The sequence below is a fragment of the Paraniabella hibiscisoli genome, assembly GCF_022512515.1.
GTDB classification, from domain to species: Bacteria; Bacteroidota; Bacteroidia; order Chitinophagales; family Chitinophagaceae; genus Niabella; species Niabella hibiscisoli.
Genome location: NZ_JAKWBK010000001.1, coordinates 4214057 through 4232772 on the forward strand (window position 1 = coordinate 4214057; position 18716 = coordinate 4232772).

General features: G+C 41.6%; 18 protein-coding genes and 1 pseudogene. All 19 read left to right on the forward strand.

Going from position 1 to position 18716, the window contains the following annotated elements:
* Window positions 1-997: 997 nt before the first annotated feature.
* Window positions 998-1852 (forward strand): TonB-dependent receptor plug domain-containing protein, encoded by an 855-nt coding sequence (locus MKP07_RS26000; protein ID WP_240850130.1) that lies wholly within the window; start codon window positions 998-1000, stop codon window positions 1850-1852.
* Entirely contained in the window at window positions 1825-2937 is a 1113-nt protein-coding gene (locus MKP07_RS42980; protein WP_262919482.1) for a SusC/RagA family TonB-linked outer membrane protein, read from the forward strand. The genes MKP07_RS26000 and MKP07_RS42980 overlap by 28 nt, the downstream gene beginning before the upstream one ends.
* 26 nt (window positions 2938-2963) lie before the next feature.
* Window positions 2964-3335 carry a hypothetical protein gene (locus tag MKP07_RS26005; RefSeq protein WP_394803604.1) on the forward strand — a complete coding sequence of 124 codons (372 nt, stop codon included), beginning with the start codon at window positions 2964-2966 and terminating at the stop codon, window positions 3333-3335.
* A complete protein-coding gene (locus tag MKP07_RS26010; protein WP_240850138.1) occupies window positions 3250-4167 on the forward strand; it encodes a SusC/RagA family TonB-linked outer membrane protein in 918 nt (305 codons plus the stop codon). The genes MKP07_RS26005 and MKP07_RS26010 overlap by 86 nt, the downstream gene beginning before the upstream one ends.
* Before the next feature lie 18 nt (window positions 4168-4185).
* Window positions 4186-5256, forward strand: coding sequence for a RagB/SusD family nutrient uptake outer membrane protein (locus MKP07_RS41425; RefSeq protein WP_240850141.1), 1071 nt, complete (start codon window positions 4186-4188; stop codon window positions 5254-5256).
* Window positions 5151-6113 (forward strand): RagB/SusD family nutrient uptake outer membrane protein, encoded by a 963-nt coding sequence (locus MKP07_RS26020; RefSeq protein ID WP_240851075.1) that lies wholly within the window; start codon window positions 5151-5153, stop codon window positions 6111-6113. Before MKP07_RS41425 ends, MKP07_RS26020 begins: the two co-directional genes overlap by 106 nt.
* A gap of 68 nt (window positions 6114-6181) precedes the next feature.
* Window positions 6182-8332, forward strand: a complete 2151-nt coding sequence (locus MKP07_RS26025; RefSeq protein ID WP_240850143.1) for a TonB-dependent receptor — start codon at window positions 6182-6184, stop codon at window positions 8330-8332.
* Window positions 8329-9234, forward strand: a complete 906-nt coding sequence (locus tag MKP07_RS26030; protein WP_240850146.1) for a SusC/RagA family TonB-linked outer membrane protein — start codon at window positions 8329-8331, stop codon at window positions 9232-9234. Before MKP07_RS26025 ends, MKP07_RS26030 begins: the two co-directional genes overlap by 4 nt.
* A gap of 39 nt (window positions 9235-9273) precedes the next feature.
* Complete coding sequence (locus MKP07_RS26035) at window positions 9274-11073, forward strand: RagB/SusD family nutrient uptake outer membrane protein (RefSeq protein ID WP_240850147.1); 1800 nt, start codon at window positions 9274-9276, stop codon at window positions 11071-11073.
* A 23-nt stretch (window positions 11074-11096) separates the two neighbouring features.
* Window positions 11097-11375, forward strand: coding sequence for a hypothetical protein (locus MKP07_RS26040; RefSeq protein ID WP_240850150.1), 279 nt, complete (start codon window positions 11097-11099; stop codon window positions 11373-11375).
* A gap of 8 nt (window positions 11376-11383) precedes the next feature.
* Window positions 11384-12136, forward strand: a complete 753-nt coding sequence (locus tag MKP07_RS26045; protein ID WP_240851079.1) for a DUF5627 domain-containing protein — start codon at window positions 11384-11386, stop codon at window positions 12134-12136.
* A 26-nt stretch (window positions 12137-12162) separates the two neighbouring features.
* Window positions 12163-13074 (forward strand): endo-1,4-beta-xylanase, encoded by a 912-nt coding sequence (locus MKP07_RS26050; protein WP_240850153.1) that lies wholly within the window; start codon window positions 12163-12165, stop codon window positions 13072-13074.
* 58 nt (window positions 13075-13132) lie between these two features.
* Entirely contained in the window at window positions 13133-13408 is a 276-nt protein-coding gene (locus tag MKP07_RS39620) for an endo-1,4-beta-xylanase (RefSeq protein ID WP_262919484.1), read from the forward strand.
* A gap of 8 nt (window positions 13409-13416) precedes the next feature.
* Window positions 13417-13830, forward strand: coding sequence for an endo-1,4-beta-xylanase (locus MKP07_RS39625; RefSeq protein WP_317235897.1), 414 nt, complete (start codon window positions 13417-13419; stop codon window positions 13828-13830).
* Window positions 13831-13913: 83 nt separating this feature from the next.
* A complete protein-coding gene (locus tag MKP07_RS26060; protein WP_240850154.1) occupies window positions 13914-14630 on the forward strand; it encodes a hypothetical protein in 717 nt (238 codons plus the stop codon).
* A gap of 14 nt (window positions 14631-14644) precedes the next feature.
* The gene (locus MKP07_RS26065) at window positions 14645-17227 is read left to right on the forward strand and encodes a TonB-dependent receptor plug domain-containing protein (protein ID WP_240850156.1); all 2583 of its coding nucleotides are present in this window, start codon (window positions 14645-14647) and stop codon (window positions 17225-17227) included.
* Window positions 17224-17415, forward strand: a complete 192-nt coding sequence (locus MKP07_RS26070; protein ID WP_240850159.1) for a hypothetical protein — start codon at window positions 17224-17226, stop codon at window positions 17413-17415. The genes MKP07_RS26065 and MKP07_RS26070 overlap by 4 nt, the downstream gene beginning before the upstream one ends.
* A 124-nt stretch (window positions 17416-17539) precedes the next feature.
* Window positions 17540-18279: pseudogene (locus MKP07_RS26075) on the forward strand (DUF4249 domain-containing protein).
* Between the two features lie 13 nt (window positions 18280-18292).
* Window positions 18293-18619, forward strand: coding sequence for a hypothetical protein (locus MKP07_RS26080; protein WP_240850161.1), 327 nt, complete (start codon window positions 18293-18295; stop codon window positions 18617-18619).
* Window positions 18620-18716: the final 97 nt, after the last annotated feature.

Below are 18716 nucleotides of genomic sequence, written 5' to 3' on the forward strand. Positions count from 1 at the left end.
AATTGCAATCGGTTGCTTTATTTAATCTTTATAATTACTTTAGAGAATAAATAGCTGTAGTAAAATGATTAGGATGCTCAAAGAGCCTGGCTGTATTGATTGAAAGCCTTGTTAATGCTAAGTTGGACAGGTTAATGAGGGCTTCTTCTTTTAAAATGTGCTGAAAATTTGTAATCTCAAATTAGTCACTTTTTTAACACTAAATGCGTAGTAAATCTTTTATTTTTTAGACTTCTTAAGTGTCAATGATGCAATCGATTTTACATTGGTAGACAGTAGTTCATATAGCATTTGATATTGTGGTTTTTCTTTTGCAGGTTGTTTTAATAAAAAATAAAGTCACTGGCTTTTTCTTATGAGCAGATCTTTTTCACCAAGGAGGCAATTTTGCCGGGGATAGGGGATAAGAACGCAATGCAGGCGCAAGTACAGCTCAATTTTATATGTAAGACTACTTATTGTATATAATAACCCCGGGATTTTAAGTGAAATGTTTGAAGAGGAGAAGCTTTCGTGTAAAATTCGCAATTGAAATACAATCGTTTTTATTGAATATTACTTATATTATATATTAAATATTGTGTAATCGCAAAATAATCAATTATTAATGTAATTTGTTGAATTCTTTTGTTAGAGCAATAATATTTTTTTAGAAAAAAATACAATCGATTGTATTTTTTAATTAAATATCTAACTTAGCCATATAATTGTTTTAATGACATTTATATGTAACGATTGCTTTAGCGAATCATGATGTTGATTTGAGAGAAGTATAAACTATATAACGCTGCCGTCAATAAACAGTTTTGAAATTGATTTGATAACAGTATCTGTAAATAGAAGCTTACAGACGATTACTAATTATTAATACTAAACGATCATGCTTTTCCATCTTACTGCGAACGAAGTGGTTCTCCTCGAATTATTAGTGCCCATTTAGGGGATGCTACGTCTAACGATGTCGATATCCGGAATATGTTTCAATACAAAATTTGATATGAAAAAATACAAACCTAACATGTCTCAAAGAGATTGGGGTCGAAATCCCTTAGTTAAAATTTCGACACAAATATTAATTACGTTGCTGCTGGTTGTTATGGGCGGTTCCTATGCAATTGCCCAAAATAGAATCACTGTTACGGGGAAAATACTAGCTTCAGTAAATAATGAACCTCTGTCTGGCGCAAGCATTAATGAAGAGGGCACGCAGACAATAGTTGTCTCTAATGCAAAAGGAGAATTTTCGATTGCTGTTTCGAAGGCCAGTGCAACACTGATTGTTAGCCATGTTACACACGCAACTAAAAAAATATCGCTTACTGATACTTTTAAAGATTTAGTGATAACACTCGATGGAAATCAAACTTCTTTAGACGACGTAGTAGTGATCGGTTATGGTAAAACAACCAAGGAGGGGAATGTTGCCGCTGTTTCTCAAACAGGATTTAAAGAGCTGGAGCGCGCAGGTGGTGTAACCAGTCTTGGTGCCGCGATGACCGGTAATCTTCCGGGATTAATTACAGCACAGGGCTCGGGTACACCGGGAGAAGAAGATCCACGCTTTATTATACGTGGAGTAAGTAGCTTGAATGGCTCGGATCCGCTGGTACTTGTGGATGGAGTAGAGCGTACCATTGCAAATCTGGATATTGCTTCTGTTGAAACTGTAACGGTTCTAAAAGACGCCTCGGCTACTGCCGTATTTGGATCGAGGGGTGCCAATGGTGTAATATTGGTAACTACCAAAAGAGGCCGGGCGGGTAAAGCTGCTATCAGGGCTACATTGAACACGATCATGAAGGTTCCTTCTAAGCTTCCACAAAAATGGATTCTTACGACGCATTCCGTGTAAGAAATGATGTAATCGAATATGAACTGGCCACTGCGCCGGAAGCCTGGGCTGATTATATGCCGTATGCTATTATGCAAAAATATCGTAATCCCCTTAACCTCGAAGAAGCTGAGCGGTATCCGAATGTTGACTGGGTAGATGCGTTGTTTAAAAAGCATACCTGGTCGTCCAACGCGAATTTGAATATCCAGGGAGGTACGCGGTTTGTGAAATACTTCTCCAGTGTCGACTTTGCACATGAAGGAGATATTTTTAAAATTTATGAGAATAATCGTGGTTACACTCCGGGTTATGGCTTCAATCGTATCAACTTCCGTACGAATCTCGATTTTCAGTTAACCGGAACTACGGTATTTAAAGTGAATCTTGCCGGAACTTATGGACAGAGAAAGAGCCCGTGGGCAGGAGTAAATGAATCCAGTACATGGAGTGCGGCATACTTCGCTTCTCCCGCTGCTTTCCTGCCGGTTTATGCTGACGGTTCCTGGGGATATTATGCGCCTAACGAGGCAACCTACATGAACTCTGCTATGGCCTTGGCACGAAGCGGTATCCAATACAACACCAATGCGAGGGTTGCTACCGACTTTACACTGGAGCAGAACCTGGATATGCTCATAAAAGGCTTAAAATTCAATGGAACGATTTCTTTTGACAATACCTTTTCAGAAGGGGGACGAGGTTTAAATGATGCAGATGACGTACAACGTAAGTGGATCAACCCACTTACCGGTATGGTTCAATATAGGTTTGCCAATGATAATTCGACCAACTTTGATTTCCAGTCTTTCGACAAATGGGCTGCAACCGGCGGTGGTACCGGTGGTGCTTATCGTAGAATCTTTTACAATTTGCAATTGAATTATGCCAAACGAATCAATAAGCACAATATCGCGTTAACGGGATTGATGAACCGGAATCAAACAGCTACCGGAAGTGAAATTCTAGTTATCGGGAAGATTGGGTGTTTCGTACCGTTTATGGCTTCGATAACAAGTATACAGTTGAGTATAATGGTGCTTACAACGGTTCTGAAAGGTTTGCTGCCGACAAAAGATTTGCATTCTTCTCCTCGGGTGGTTTGAACTGGATCCTTTCAAAGGAGAAATTTATGGAGAATATCCAGTTTATCGACCTGTTTAAATTCCGTACATCTATTGGGAAGACAGGTGCAGATAATGTTGGAGGCGGACGTTGGGCCTACCTTACCGAATGGCAGCGGGGTGGCAACGCTGTTATGGGAGTAATAAACGAAGGCGCGGAAGCCAGTCCCTATGCATGGTTCAGAGAAACAAGGGTAGGTAATCCTAATGTACAATGGGAAGAGGCTTTGAAATATAACGTAGGTGTAGACTTTGAGTTGTTCAAAGGATTAATCAGCGGTAAGGCAGATCTTTTTGGGATCATCGTACCAATATATATTACTACAGGGCGGTGCGCGTGCCATACCAAGCTATTTTGGAACCGCTGCTCCTGCCGTTAACCAGGGTGAAGTAAAAAATAAAGGTTACGAGTTAGAACTGCATATCAGGAAGAGTTTAAATCCCAATCTGCGTGTGTATTCAGATTTTATCATTACACATGCCAAAAACAAGGTTATCGAGGCTGATGATCCGCTACTACGCCCATCTTACCAGAAAACCGCAGGCTATGAAGTGGGTACCTGGAGAGGAAAGGTCAGCAATGGCTATTACAGCACCTGGGATGCACTTTACGGAAGTACGATGCATAACACCAACGATAATGCCAAGCTTCCGGGTAATGTTTATATAGTAGATTATAACGGGGACGGGGTTATAGATGATTTTGACAATGCGCCATGGGGCTATAGCGATTGGCCTTTGAATAGTTACAATGCCAATTTCGGTTTAGAATGGAAGGACCTCTCTCTGTTTCTTCAATTTTATGGCGTGAACAATGTAAACCGCGATGTTGCTTTTAATAGTTTAAATAATAAAAACCTGACGGTTTATGACGAAGGTACTTTTTGGTCTCCTATGAACCAGGATCCGACGCAACCTCTGCCAAGATGGTCAACGGTGCCGGCAGGTTATTTTCGCGGCAATTTCAATCGTTACGATGCATCTTATGTGCGTTTGAAGAATGCTGAAATAGCTTATACGTTTAGAAACAGCCACTGGAGCTTCGTAAGAAAAGCTAGGCTGGACAACGTAAGGCTTTATCTGAACGGTAATAACCTCATTACCTGGACCAAAATGCCGGATGATCGGGAACAAAACATTGGTGGTGCTTCTTACCAGGGCGCATATCCTACCATGCGACGTTTCAATTTGGGATTCAATCTGTTTTTCTAAACTATTATTATCAGAATTATGAAAAAGAATTATATCAAATCGATATTCTTAATAGGAATAGTTACTACTATTGTTGGATTTGCTTCTTGTAAAAAGTATCTGGACAGAGAGCCTGGCTCCATTGTCGCAAAAGAGGAAGCGTTCAAAGACTTCTTCAATTTCCAGGGATTTACCGAGGAACTGTATCAATGTATCCCTGATTTTACCAATGCTTACTGGACGAATTCCTGGAACTGGGGTGATGACGAAGTACAATCAACTTCTCAGGCTTTTCATTTTATTGTAAAGGTGGATAACGGCGATTTCTGGGGATGGCAGCGTGGTTATGATAGCTGGGGAGCAGGTTTTATGGATGGAGGCAACTTCAGTACGAATAATGATCGAATGACTAAAAAGCTATGGCCCGGTGCATGGTATGGCATAAGAAAGTGTAATCTTGGTTTAGAGAATATGAATTTGCTGACAGACGCAACCCAGGAAGAGAAGAACCTGATTAAAGGTCAGTTATTGTTTTTTCGTGGTTGGTTTCATCACATGTTAATCCAATATTTTGGAGGGTTGCCGTATATTGATAAAGTGTTGCCAAGTGACGTGAAACTGGATCTTCCACGTCTGTCTTATCATGAGTGCGCTGATAAAGCTGCTGCAGATTTTAGAGAAGCAGCTAATTTACTACCGGTTGAATGGGATAATACATTGGCCGGCAGGAGAACCTTAGGCAAGAACGACCTGCGTATTAATAAAATAATGGCGTTGGGATACCTGGGTAAAAATTATCTGTGGGCAGCCAGCCCTTTGATGAATGGAGCATCTACAGGCAATCAAAGCTATAATACAGAGTACGCAAAGAAGGCAGCTGCTGCATTTGGTGAGTTGCTAACTATTATTGATGCAGGCGGTACCAAGTATAGTTATTACCGTTTCAATATTACTATAAAAACTTTTATACCAATTTTGAAAACTGGGCCATGCCCGGTGGAAGAGTGGGCGGACCTGAACAAGGACAGGAGGCAATATTTAGAGGGCCTTATTGGAGTGCCAATAGTTCCAATTACGGAACCAGCCGCCAATACCAGCCTCAGTTCTTAATTGGGGAGGGTGAGGTGAAGTTCTTTCCCACGGCAAATTATGTTAATTATTATGGGATGGCTAACGGCTTACCTATCAATGCTGCAAACAGCGCTGCTGTAGCTGATAACGAATCGGGTTATAGTCCTACTCAGCCATGGAAAGGGCGTGATCCACGCTTTTACAATGATATTATTTACGATGGAAGAAAAATGGTGGAAGCCAGTATCCCCAGTGCAAATGAAGAGAAGTACCGGTATGCTACATTGTACTCAGGCGGGGATTACAGGGTGCCCATTACTACCAGTAGCCGAAGCGGATACCTGCTTTTTAAATTTATTCCTCCTTTGAGTAATAAATACGATTTGGGAACCAGTTACAATAAATCACTTAACGTGCATCTTCCTTATATGAGACTTGCTGATATCTATATTATGTATGCTGAGGCAGCATCAGAAGGGTATAATTCACCAATGGGCAAAGATCCTAACTATACCAAAACTGCAGTAGATGCGATCAATTTTGTAAGAGACCGTGCAGGTGTTGGACATGTGGCCGGAAAGTTTACAGGTTCACAGGATGCATTCAGAAACGAATATCGACGCGAACGCGCAGTTGAGCTTTCGTTCGAAGGGCACCGGTTTAACGATTTGCGCCGTTGGCGTTTGCTTATTCAGAAGCCTTATACTCTGAAGACCTCTTTGGAGTTTGACCGGGCGCCGGGCTTCTCAACCACAAATGCGAAAGAAAACAGGGTTGTGAATCTTAGAGAGCAGGTGATACTGGAAAGAAATTTTTCTGAAAAGCACTATTGGCTTCCATTAAGGAATGTAGATGTTATGCTTTATACGGAGTTTCCTCAGAATCCCGGATGGTAGCTGATTGTGATACAATTTGATCAAGTAATTATATTAAAAGTGTAACTAATGAAATATTTAAGAATAGGATGGGTTCTGATCACCGCATTAGCACTATTTCCCATTATGCTAACTGCACAGACTTCCTCGGAAGTTACCATAAAAGCCACAGTTTATGGTTCGGGAAAGTTCCGCTGCAAGGTGCTTTGATAAGCAGTGTGGATGATGATGATAACGAAGTAACCACAGATGAAAAAGGACGTTTTGAAATTAAAGCTTCCTACGATGCTGAATTGGGTATAGCAGCCGTAGGTTACAAAACAAAATATGTGAAAGCTGAAACAGGACTGACCGAAATAGTGCTGACACCGTCAGATGTTATTAATGATGTTAATGTACTTTTCCGGGTAAAGGCTCAAAAAGATCTGATTGGGGGAGTTAACGCTGTTGATATGAAGGAGTTGTTGAAAAAGAACTACACAACTTACAGCCTGGACCATATGGATGCTCTGGTTCCGGGTTACAACGGCAATAGCATGTGGGGAATGGGTAGTTACTTTACTTTAGTAGATGGAGTGCCCAGGGATGCCAATAATGTGATGCCTACCGAGATTGACCAAATTACTTTTCTCAAAAGTGCTGCGGCTGTAGTCTTATTCGGCACACAGGCCGCAAAGGGTGCCGTACTTATCACTACAAAAAGAGGGGAGGCTAATAACCGTCAGACTAATGTTACTTTGAATACGGGAGTGAATGTTGCAAAAAGCTATCCCGAGTACCTGGGGTCTGCAGAGTACATGACTTTATACAATGAAGCCCGCCGCAATGATGGACTGGCAGAATTGTTTACGCCTACGGAGATTTATAATTTCTCCTCCGGAAAAAATCCTTATCGTTACCCCAACCTGAATTTTTATACTCCTGAATATGTGACGAAGTCTTTTAACAGGCACGATGTTACGGCTGAGATATCTGGAGGTAATGAAAGAGCGCGTTATTATACGAACGTCAATTATTATACTGCCGGTTCCATGCTGAATTTTGGAGAAGGAAAAAGAAATGACAGAACCAATCGTTTTAGCGTCAGAGGTAATATCGACATAACGATCAATCCTTTTATATACAGCAAAATAGATATGCAGGCCACGTTCTATGATGACCGCAGCCCTAATTCGAATTTTTGGGCCGATGCGGCTACTGTTCGGCCCAACCGGTTTTCACCATTGATCCCGCTCAGCTATATAGAAGAAAATGACCTGGCTTCATGGGGATTATTAAAGAACAGTAATTATCTAATTGGCGGTAAATACTTCCTGGGCGGTACGCAATTAGAGCAAACCAACTCATTTGCGGCTATGTACGCCGGTGCCTACAGCCAGTTTGTAAGCAGGCAGTTTCAATTCAATCCGTCGGTAGGAGCAGACTTACGCAATATTGTTAAAGGACTGAAATTTCAAACAGATATGGCTATCGATTATCGGACGTCTTATAGCCAATCTTACAATAACACCTATGCGGTATTTTCTCCCGGAGGAACCGGGGCTTCAGGAACCTTGCCGGGTTGGTATACCTCAGAAGGTAAAGACTATATTACCATGCTTACCCAATACGGGCAGGATGTGGCCGATGGTGTTCAAAATGTAAATGGTACTGTATACAGGCAAACTCTGGCCTTATCTAGCTATTTTAATTACGATAATGTAATAGCGGGAGATCATCATATTACAGGTTTACTTGTTGCCAATGGCTTTCAGCAAACTACTTCCGGGCAGTATCATGCATTGGGTAGTGTCAATCTAGGCTTACAGCTGGGTTATGTATTCAGGGATAAATATATGTTTGATTTTAGCGGAGCTCTCGTTCATTCGCCAAAATTGCCCGAAGGAAAGAGAAAAGCATTTAATCCAACGCTGTCTTTAGGTTGGCGCCTGAGCAATGAAAACTTTCTTAAGTCTTCTTCAGTGATTGACGATCTTAAATTAGTTGCAAGTGCAGGTTACATCAACTCTGATATAGACATTGCTAATTATTTCATGTACATGGGCTATTACCGCCTGGATGATAATGGTCCCTGGTGGGGCTGGGACGGCGGTGGCTATTCGGGCCGCATTACCGAAGCAAGAGGAGGTTCTAATCCTCAAATGACTTTTCCCAAAAGGTATAACCTTACTGCAGGCTTTGAAGGCTCCTTTTTCAGCAGCTGCTTAAACTGGAAGCCAGCTATTTTACCAACCGGATGACTGATATCCTGGTAAATGCAGCAACTATGGCTGCAGTAGTGAACCCTAACTGGTTTAATGCCGGCAACTCTATTTTCGGAGCTAATGTTAACAGGGATATAGAAAGCAGGTCTGGCTTTGACTTTGGCGCTACTTTCAAGAAAAAGCTTAATGAAGTGAATGTTATTTTAGGCCTTAATGGTACCTACTATGTAACAAAAGCTATTAAAAGAACTGAAATCCAAAATGAGGATTACCTCTACAGGCAGGGACATGTTCTGGATGGTATCTGGGGATATGAAAATGCAGGTTTCTTCAAAGACCAGGATGATATCAAAAATTCTCCTGTACATTCTTTAGGCGTGACCGTAAAGCCAGGTGACCTGAAGTATAAGGATCAGAACGGGGATGGTATTATCAACGTGAACGACCAGGTTTTGTTAGGTAGAGGTGGCTGGTATGGGGCGCCCTTTAACCTCGGGATGCACTTTACCGCTCAATGGCGAAAGCTAACCCTGTTTGCTTTGGGAGTAGGCAGATACGGGGCGGATGGTGTAAAAAGTGGTTCCTATTTCTGGGTTGGAGGAGAAGATAAATACTCTAAAGTAGTAAGGGACCGATGGACAACAGAAACGGCAGATATTGCTACTTACCCGAGACTAACCACCCAAAGCAAGGCGCATAATTTTGTTACTTCTGATTTTTGGATGTATAAAGCTAACCGTTTCGACCTGGCAAAAGTTCAGGTGACATATGACCTTTCAAGTGCAATCAGGAAAAGCAATTTTATGAGAGAGTTGAATGTTTATGTAAGCGGCGCCAATTTATTAACGGTATCTAAAGAGCGGGAGCTTATGGAGATGAATGTTGGTGGCACTCCTCAGACCCGTTTCTACAATTTTGGCGTTAGGGCATTGTTCTAAAGAAAAATTTAAAGCAGTAAAAGTTAAAAACAACTTATTATGAATAAAGTATTATTAATGGCCGCGATAACAATCCTTCTGTTCGGAGCAGGATGCAAAAGGGATTTGTTTGAGCCGGCAATTGAAAACAACCGCCAGGTGGACGATCCCAACGCCCTGATGCCCAGCCAGGCAAGGTTTATGTATGGCCTGATAGGTAATGCGTATACCCGTATACCTAACACGGGCTGGTATCATTCTGATGTGGCTACTGACAACGCTGTCTCTAATGATTTTAATAATGAATATCTCCGCATCACTCAGGGACTTTGGTCTCCTTTATTTATTCCCTTTGGTTTCAATCGCTGGACGAATGGATACCATGCGATACAATACATAAACCAGATGCTGGAGAAAGTGAATGAGGTGCAATGGGCTGTGGATCCTAATATAGCTGAGTTGTTCAGAAGAAGGATTCGGGGTGAAGCGTATGGTTTACGCGCAGTATTTTATTCTGATTTGCTTCGGCTATTTGGAGGTGAAGCGTCGAATGGGCAAATGCTGGGAGTTCCGCTATTTTTAAGCTTCCAGGACCCACTTGCAAACTTTAATATACCGAGGTCCACTTATGAAGAATGTCTTCAGCAGATTTATAAAGACCTGGATTCTGCATCGCTTCTTTTACCTTTTGATTATGGCGACATCAATGAAGGGGGAACGGTGCCTGCAAAATTTGGAAATGTAGCCAGAACCGATTATAACCGGGTTTACGGTAATAATTTTAGGGGTGGACTTTTAAGTGGCAGAATCGCAATGGCTGTAAAAGCAAAGACTTCCATTATAGCTGCCAGCCCGGCTTTTAGCTCCGGTAATACTACTACCTGGGAGAACGCCGCTCATGATGCAGCAGCAATCCTTGATCTGATTAATGGCCCGGCTGGTCTTGCTGCAACGGGATTGGAGTGGTACGGAGGTACAACGGCAATTGCCGACCAGATAAATGGTTTATCGGTTGGAGTTAATCCTCCCGAGGTACTTTGGAGAGCAAGTTGGGAAGATAACGGCTCCGGACTTGAAAGAGACAATTATCCGCCAACAATGTTTGGTAATGGTCGTATCAATCCGACCCAGAATCTGGTAGATGCCTTTCCGGCTTTAAATGGTTATCCCATTTCTGATGCGGCAAGCGGTTATAATCCTTCCGATCCTTATACGGGCCGTGATCCACGTCTTAAAATGTTCGTGCTTGTGAATGGTGGTACTTTGTCATCCAGCACAACCGCGATAAATACAGCTGCAGATGGCCCCACCAACGATGGCTTATTGAAGCAGGCAACCTCTACCCGTACAGGTTATTATTTGAAGAAATTAATGCACAGCCGTGTAACATTTACATCTACTACAACCAGTGGTCAGCGACATATCAAACCGATCGTTCGTTACACCGAGATATTTTTAAATTATGCAGAAGCTGCAAACGAAGCCTGGGGGCCTTTAGGTAATGGCGGACATGCTTATTCTGCCTATGATGTAATAAAAGCAATACGCCGGAGAGCTGGTATTGGAATAGCCAATGGCGATGCTTACCTCGAACTGGTTAAAAATAATAAAGAAGAAATGAGAAAGCTGATCAGGAACGAGCGCCGTTTAGAACTGTGCTTCGAAGATATTCGTTTCTGGGATTTACGTCGCTGGAAAGAAAACCTGACTGAGGGAGCAAAAGGTGTAAGTATAACTGGTGGCGCTTACAATTATATTAATGTAGAATCCAGGGACTTCCAGAGTTTCATGACCACCAATCCTATACCCAATAGCGAAATGCTGAAATTTAATGCGTTGATACAAAATAAAGGATGGTAGTATAGACCATAAAATAAAATGAAATGAAAAAGAGCTTCCGAATTAATAAAAACGAGCATATGAATATTAAAACGATTATACTATCGCTGATCTTGCTACTAGCTTTGTTTACTGGCTGTAACCGCGACAGGGACTTTCCTGATTACGATTATCAGACTGTATACTTTGCGTATCAATACCCGGTACGAACGATAACTTTAGGAGAAGACGTTTCCGTTGATAACTCTTTAGATAACCAACACAAGTTTCAAATTTTTGCTGCTTTTGGGGAGGTTATAAAGCCAGGAATGATATTAACATAGGTTATAGCATTGATAATACATTACTCGGAAGCGGATTGCTATTTAGTGCTGCGGGAGGTGAAGTGTTGCCAATGCCAGCCAACTACTACACACCGGCAGCCAACAGTATTGTTATTCCATCCGGCGCAGCTGCAGGCAGTGTTGATATTCAATTAACAGATGCCTTCTTTAATGATCCTAAATCCATTAATAATACTTATGTTATTCCGATGAAGCTAACCTCACTCAGTGGTGCAGACTCAATACTTTCTGCTAAGAATTTCACGCTCTATGCGGTGAGATTTGTAAATCAGTGGCATGGTAATTATCTGCGAAGAGGTTCTGATGCTATGACCGGCGATGTTACCAAAACCGTTACGCGCCATGCTCAATATGTAGAAAGTGACCAGGTGAACAAACTCTCAACCCAATCATTGTCGGAACTGACTTTTCCGGTTTTGTTCCAGGATAATAATAACAACAACTTTACATGCACACTGCTACTTAAGTTCGATAATTCAGGCAACTGTACAATTTCTTCGGGTACAACCGGCTTTACAGCAATAGGTTCGGGTTCTTTTGTTAAGCGAGGTGAAAAAAATAGCTGGGGTAATAAAGACCGGGATGCACTGTACCTAAGCTACCAGGTAACTTATAATAGTATTACTGTTGGCACGGGAGCAAATACCAGGCAGATTAACGGTAGTATTATCACTAAAGATACTTTGGTAATGCGTGACAGGGCTGTGAAAGCTGAATGGTTTACGCCTGTAACTAAATAGTTTGTTTGACCTCATATTTAAATATCATGTTTAAAATAAATAAAACATTAGCATGCTCTTTCTCAGCAATACTTTTGCTGAACTCATGCGCCAAATTTTCATCTAATGAGTACACCTCAGTAGATAAGCCAGAAACGGTGGTATTACAGGAAGAGATTGATGCCTATCCCGGATTACAGGCAATTAAATCAGCCAACGCCGTATTGAAACTAGGAATGGCGCTTTCGTCGGCAGGGTATATCGCACAGGATGTGAGCTATCGCATTGCTGAAAGAAACTTCGACGAGCTTGTTCTGGAAACTGAGATGAGACACGGCGATGTAGTAATGGCAGATGGTGCTTTAGATTTAACCGGTGTTAAGAAGTTTTTAAATGTAGCAAAAGCCGCCGGCAAGTTTGTTTATGGAAACGTACTTACATGGCATACAGCACAAAACTCCACATATCTCAACGGTCTTATAACAGGAGCCAGCGGTATAACTACCGTCAATTTTGAATCAGATGCAGTTGGTAAAGCGTACCCGATGACCGGAAACAGCACTGCAGTTGTGGAGCTGGATCCCAAAGGCGGTGGAAGCAAGGTATTACACATAGGCAATGCTGCTACACCCGCTAACCAGTCGTTTTCTAAAATAGATATTACATTGCCGGCAGGGATAAAACTAGGTAACTGCTCTCAGGTAGCATTAGATATACTTGCTCCTGGATCGGGCGGTTTATTCGGGTCTGGTATGAGACTGGGTATCAACAACAGGGCATTAACTGTTTACGGCTCGCCCTCCAGCTTTGGAGCGGCCGACAACGTATGGCTTACCGGTGGTAAGGTTATTTTGCCTATTAGTAATTTGAATCTCACTGCTGAAGAAAAGGAACTGACAACTTTTACACTGGTTTTTGGATCAGGAACCGGCTCGGAAATTACTATATGGATAATGTGATCATTTCATGGAATGCTCAAAAAACTGCTGAAGAGAAAAAACGATTATCACCGGTGCCTTGAACAAATTTATTTCAGGGATGATCGATACGTGTAAATCGGTAGTTACTGCATGGGATGTGGTTAAAGAACCTTTCGATGACGCGAACCCTACACAACTTAAAACAGGAGTCGGGAAAACATTGGCTGCTGGAGAATTTTACTGGCAGGATTACCTGGGTTATGACTACGCCGTGACGGCATTTCAGTTCGCAAGACAGCATGCCAACGCAACCGATAAATTGTTTATTAACGACAATAATCTGGAATCAATCTTGCTAAATGCCGCGGGCTGATCAATTATGTGCAATATATAGAAAGCAAAGGGGCAAAGGTAGATGGCATTGGCACCCAAATGCATATCGACATCAATACAAATAAAGAAAATATAGCAGAACACTTCAGGTTATTGGCGGCATCAGGAAAAATAATTAAAATATCCGAATTGGATATCAGCCTGGGTGGCGTTAAAACACCACAGGCAACAGCTGCACAGTATACCGCTCAGGCAGAGATGTATCAATATGTGTTAGAAAAATACTTTGAGTTGGTTCCGCCGGCTCAACGCTACGGTATTACATTCTGGAGTCCTTTTGACAGGCCCGCTTCGTCTTCCTGGAGGTCAGGAGAACCTGTTGGTATCTGGAGAGAAAATCTTTCCAGGAAACTTTCCTACAAAACAGTTGCTGATATAATAAAAGTAAAAGCCGGCCAATAAGTAGCTTATAAAACTTGTTACAATCAAGAGGCCCCGGAAGCGCTGGTAGCCGGGGCCGTTTTTAACAAAGCAGATTGCTATATATGAAAACGATAATGATGCTAAGCCTGCTTTTGGGTGGTGCAGCTTACGCTGGTGCTCAGGTAGCTACCGGCGGAAATGCAATAGAAAATCAAAAAGTGTTAGCTCTTGCTGATTTGTATCAAAGCTATATGGGGGTGGAAGCCCCGCTATTTAATGGCCCTATTTACATAGATTATGCCCACACCATTTCTGGTAATTTACCCTTTTGGAACGGTTCGAGAGATTTTATAAAAGGTAGCGTTGTATATAATGATATATTGTATAAAGAAGTGTTGATTAATTACGATGTCTATAAGGATAAATTGCTCATTCAACATCCCGTTAATTATAAAATTTTTGAAATTCCACCTCAGGAAATTACTTATTTCGAATTCTCAGGACGTAAGTTCGTTCCTTTAACTGCATCAGAAGAAAAACTGCGAACTGGTTTTTACGAATTGGTTTTTGCTGGGCACAAAAGTGTTATTTACGGCAAACAGGTAAAAGAATTGTCGCAAGATCTTAGTGAAAACACTACCCGGTATCATTTTAAAAACAGCACTGTTTATTATGTTTACAAGGAAGGCCGGCCATTTAAAATAACCAATGTTAAAAGCCTGGTACAGGCCTATAAAAATGACCAGGTAAGAGATTTCATAAAAAGCAATAAGCCGGATATTAAAAGTGATTTTCCGGGTACTTTGAAATCTGTCGCCACTTACTATGAAAAATTATAGCAGCCATTAATAAAATGCGAAAAACCTATCAATTACTTTTCAAACGGATATACCTGGTTACAGGAATATTGTTAATGGTAGCAACCTCGAAGAGCCAGGTAGCAAAACTTCCTGCGGTTTCGGCGACATACACCGAAACCGACATACATACTTTCCTGCAATCGTTGGAAAAGCAAAGTCAATACCGGTTTTACTATAATAGTGCCGAACTGGATACATCAAAGATAACCGTAGCTTTCAGTAATATTCCATTGAACGAAGCTTTGAATATGGGATTTAAGAATACACGTCTTTTGTACTCAATAGATAAAAGAGGCTATGTATATATAACCGGCAAACAGGTTGTTCAAACCACTTTGCCTGATTGGTTTTACAATGGTGGTTCAGGTATTCCGAACAGCGATTCATTTGCAATAATCGATTCTCTTAAGCCTGCAACGATTGATCCGGAGAAAATCTACTTTGTGGAAGCAGGAAACAAAGATACAGCAACAGCCAATTTCGTAGTGCACGGTTATGTACGGGACCTGCGAAATGGTGAGCCTATGGTGGGTGCCTCCCTCAATATTGAGGGGCGAAATATAAATACGATCACAGATAGATTTGGCTTTTTTACACTTATGCTGCCGAAAGACACCAATGTCTTGAATGTTCAGAATATAGGCATGGATGATGTTCGTATGAAACTTGTTGTACGTGGTAATGGTTTGTTAAACGTAAGCATGCAAACCCGTACAATTACATTGAAGAGTGTAGTAGTTTCGGCGCAGAAAATGAATAATTTACGTACTGAACAGTTAGGTGTGCAAAAGCTGGATATCAAAACGATCAAGCAGGTGCCAGTGGTTTTTGGTGAAGCAGATATTATGCGTGTGTTACTCACAACACCGGGGGTGAAAACGGTAGGGGAAGCCAGTACTGGTCTTAATGTAAGAGGTGGTGCAGCAGATCAGAATCTGATATTGTTTAATGAGGCCAATGTGTATAATCCATCCCACTTCTTTGGAATGTTTTCGGCCTTCAACCCGGAAGTGGTTAAAGACGTAGAGCTTTTCAAGGGAAGTATACCGGCAAGGTACGGAGGCAGGCTTTCTTCGGTTGTGAACATAAATAGTCGGGAGGGTAATAAGAAAAAATTTGAGGGGTCGGCAGGTATTGGTTTGCTTACAAGTCGTTTGCAGTTGGAAGGGCCACTGGCGAAAGATAAATCGTCTTATATACTTGCAGGCCGAACCACCTATGCAGATTGGTTGCTTACGCAATTACCCCAGGAGTATAAAAATAGCAAAGCCTCTTTCTATGATATTAATGCGATTATTAATCATGAGTTCAATGATCGTAATAGTATTCATCTCAATGCCTACCTGAGTAGCGACCGTTTTAATTTGAATACAGATACTTTTTTCCATTACAAGAACCAAAACCTTTCGCTGAAATGGAAACACACTTTTAATCCGCGCTTCTATTCTGTTATTACCGGCGGCCATGACCGTTACGACTACCGCATCGACGGGGAGGGAGATCCGGTGAATGCGTACACGCTGGCGTTCAGTATTGCGCAGACCTATTTCAGGCCTCATTTTAGTTATACTATAAATAACAAACACAGCCTTGAGTTCGGCTTCAATGCTACTCTTCATAAGCTGAATTCAGGAAATTACCAGCCTGTGGGAAATGCCTCTTTGGTTTCGGGTGTCATAATGCCGGCAGAGCAGGCATTTGAAACTGCTATATATTTAGGCGATAATTTTAAGGTAACACCTGGGTTAATGTTGGATGCAGGATTACGATACTCTTTGTACGGCTATCTTGGCCCTTATTCTATTAATAACTACCCGGCTGGTGTATCAAGAAGCGTGGAGAATATTACTGGTACGTCTGACTATACCCGAAATAAGGTGATCAATACGTACCAGGGGCCAGAGATAAGGATAGGGCTCAGGCAACTCATTACATCTACTTTTTCAATTAAGGCAGGATACAATAGCCTGAGGCAGTATATTCATATGCTATCTAATACGGCAGCGATGGCTCCAACCGACATTTGGAAGTTGAGCGATCCTAATATACGTCCACAATTTGGTGACCAGCTTTCTGTAGGGTTTTACAAAAATGTTGCCTCCAATACAATTGAACTTTCGGTTGAAGGTTATTATAAAAGAGTCAAAAATTATCTCGACTTTAAAAGCGGAGCGGTGTTGCTGTTAAATCCTCATATCGAAACGGATGTGCTGGAAACAATGGGAAAAGCTTATGGTGCTGAGTTCTTAATAAAGAAAACTGCCGGTAAACTGAACGGCTGGGTTAGTTACACCTACAGCCGTATTTTATTGAAAGCCGATGATCCGCTAAACGGTGAAATAATTAACAACGGGAACTACTATCCTGCCAATTACGACAAACCGCATGATTTTACTTTTATCGGAAACTATAAGGTTTCACACCGGTTGAGTTTCTCTGTTAATACTACGTACAGTACCGGTCGTCCTATCACGCTGCCTGTAGGTAGGTTCTATTACGACGGGGAGCGAGAACGTTATATGCTGACAGAAATGCACATCGTATACCTGATTATTTCCGAACGGATCTTTCAATGAATATTGCGGGAAATCATAAGCTAACTCAGAAAACACATAATTCCTGGACTATCGGCGTATACAATCTCACAGGAAGGCGCAATCCATTCTCCGTGTATTATGTGTCTCAGAATGGAGTTGTAAATGGCTATAAGCTTTCTATATTCGGCACTGCCATTCCTTTCATCAATTTTAATATTAAATTTTAGCAAGCAGGTATTGCATTCATGTTTAAAAAAATTGTATATGCTTATATCTCCGAAATTTTATTGGCTGCTTTTCTCCGTCGTACTATTTTACGGCTGCAAGGATCGGTATTTTGCCAACTATGCCATGCCGGATACAGGATATCTGGTAATAAGCGGTTTTATCAGCAATGGCCAGGCTCCAACAGAGATCAGGTTATCGCGTACTACCCGGTTAACAGAAACGCCCTCAGAGATTATGGAAAAAAGTGCCACTGTTTCCGTGCAGAGTGATGCAGGTGATAGCTATCCTTTGCAGGAGATGTCTGAAGGTGTATATACATCTTCAGACATTCGGATAGAACCTCAAAAAAATATCGTTTAATAATACAGGCCCAAGGAAAACAGTATGAATCAGCTTATACAATGGCTCAGCAAACACCCGACATCGATAGTGTAAGCTGGCAGCAGGGCAATAACGGCATTAATTTTACAATACATACCCATGATGATTTCAACGCAGCAAGGTATTACCAGTGGCTGTTTGAAGATACCTGGGAAATTCAGGCGCGTTATATACCTACATTAAAATATTTATATGACGCAGGAAACCGCATAACAGGTGTAGCCTACAGGTTTTCAGACGAGCGTGCTGATACCACTATGAGAAGATGCTGGGCAACCGGGCGGTCGAGGGCCATGCTATTGGGTTCCACTGAAAAATTAACCAAGGATGTAATATCTGCACCTGTTCATTTCGTTCCGACAGGTTCAGAAAAGATGCAGGTTGTATACAGTTTATTGGTAAAACAGTACAAATTGAGTAAGGAGGCTTATAGTTTCAGACAAATGATGAAAAGAACTCGGGCAACTGGGCTCCGTTTTTGATCCTCAGCCTTCATTGCTGCGTGGTAATATTCGTTGTGTAAGTAACCCTGATGAAACCGTAATAGGATTTGTAGAAGTTGCGCAGCAAAAGGAAAAGCGTGTCGTAATAAAAAGAGAAGATTTAACAGGTTGGAGTTATATGGATCCCTGCTACCAGTCTGTAATTACAAATGATCCTGACAGTATCGCAAAATATGCTTCTGCATTGGTGCCTACAACTGTAGACTCTATCCATCCGGTCACTCTCCAAATAAGAAGGTATGCTGCTGCGCCTGCGCAATGTGTAGATTGCCGCCTAAATAATGCTACTAATGTGAAACCCGCCTTTTGGCCTAACTAAGCAAGTACTCATCCCGATCTTTTTTTAGCGATCATTTCCAGAAAAAAATTTATAAGAATGAAAAGGTTTGTTTTTGTCAGCTGCTTATTTATCTTGT

What these genes read in the sequence shown, in the direction of transcription:
- MKP07_RS42980 (WP_262919482.1), top strand. Translation starts at nt 1,825, where the DNA reads ATGGATTCTTACGACGCATTCCGTGTAAGAAATGATGTAATCGAATAT.
- MKP07_RS26065 (WP_240850156.1), top strand. Translation starts at nt 14,645, where the DNA reads ATGCGAAAAACCTATCAATTACTTTTCAAACGGATATACCTGGTTACA.
- MKP07_RS26035 (WP_240850147.1), top strand. Translation starts at nt 9,274, where the DNA reads ATGAATAAAGTATTATTAATGGCCGCGATAACAATCCTTCTGTTCGGA.
- MKP07_RS41425 (WP_240850141.1), top strand. Translation starts at nt 4,186, where the DNA reads ATGAAAAAGAATTATATCAAATCGATATTCTTAATAGGAATAGTTACT.
- MKP07_RS26000 (WP_240850130.1), top strand. Translation starts at nt 998, where the DNA reads ATGAAAAAATACAAACCTAACATGTCTCAAAGAGATTGGGGTCGAAAT.
- MKP07_RS26030 (WP_240850146.1), top strand. Translation starts at nt 8,329, where the DNA reads ATGACTGATATCCTGGTAAATGCAGCAACTATGGCTGCAGTAGTGAAC.
- MKP07_RS26060 (WP_240850154.1), top strand. Translation starts at nt 13,914, where the DNA reads ATGAAAACGATAATGATGCTAAGCCTGCTTTTGGGTGGTGCAGCTTAC.
- MKP07_RS26070 (WP_240850159.1), top strand. Translation starts at nt 17,224, where the DNA reads ATGAATATTGCGGGAAATCATAAGCTAACTCAGAAAACACATAATTCC.
- MKP07_RS26040 (WP_240850150.1), top strand. Translation starts at nt 11,097, where the DNA reads ATGAAAAAGAGCTTCCGAATTAATAAAAACGAGCATATGAATATTAAA.
- MKP07_RS26005 (WP_394803604.1), top strand. Translation starts at nt 2,964, where the DNA reads ATGGAGAATATCCAGTTTATCGACCTGTTTAAATTCCGTACATCTATT.
- MKP07_RS26050 (WP_240850153.1), top strand. Translation starts at nt 12,163, where the DNA reads ATGTTTAAAATAAATAAAACATTAGCATGCTCTTTCTCAGCAATACTT.
- MKP07_RS26025 (WP_240850143.1), top strand. Translation starts at nt 6,182, where the DNA reads ATGGGTTCTGATCACCGCATTAGCACTATTTCCCATTATGCTAACTGC.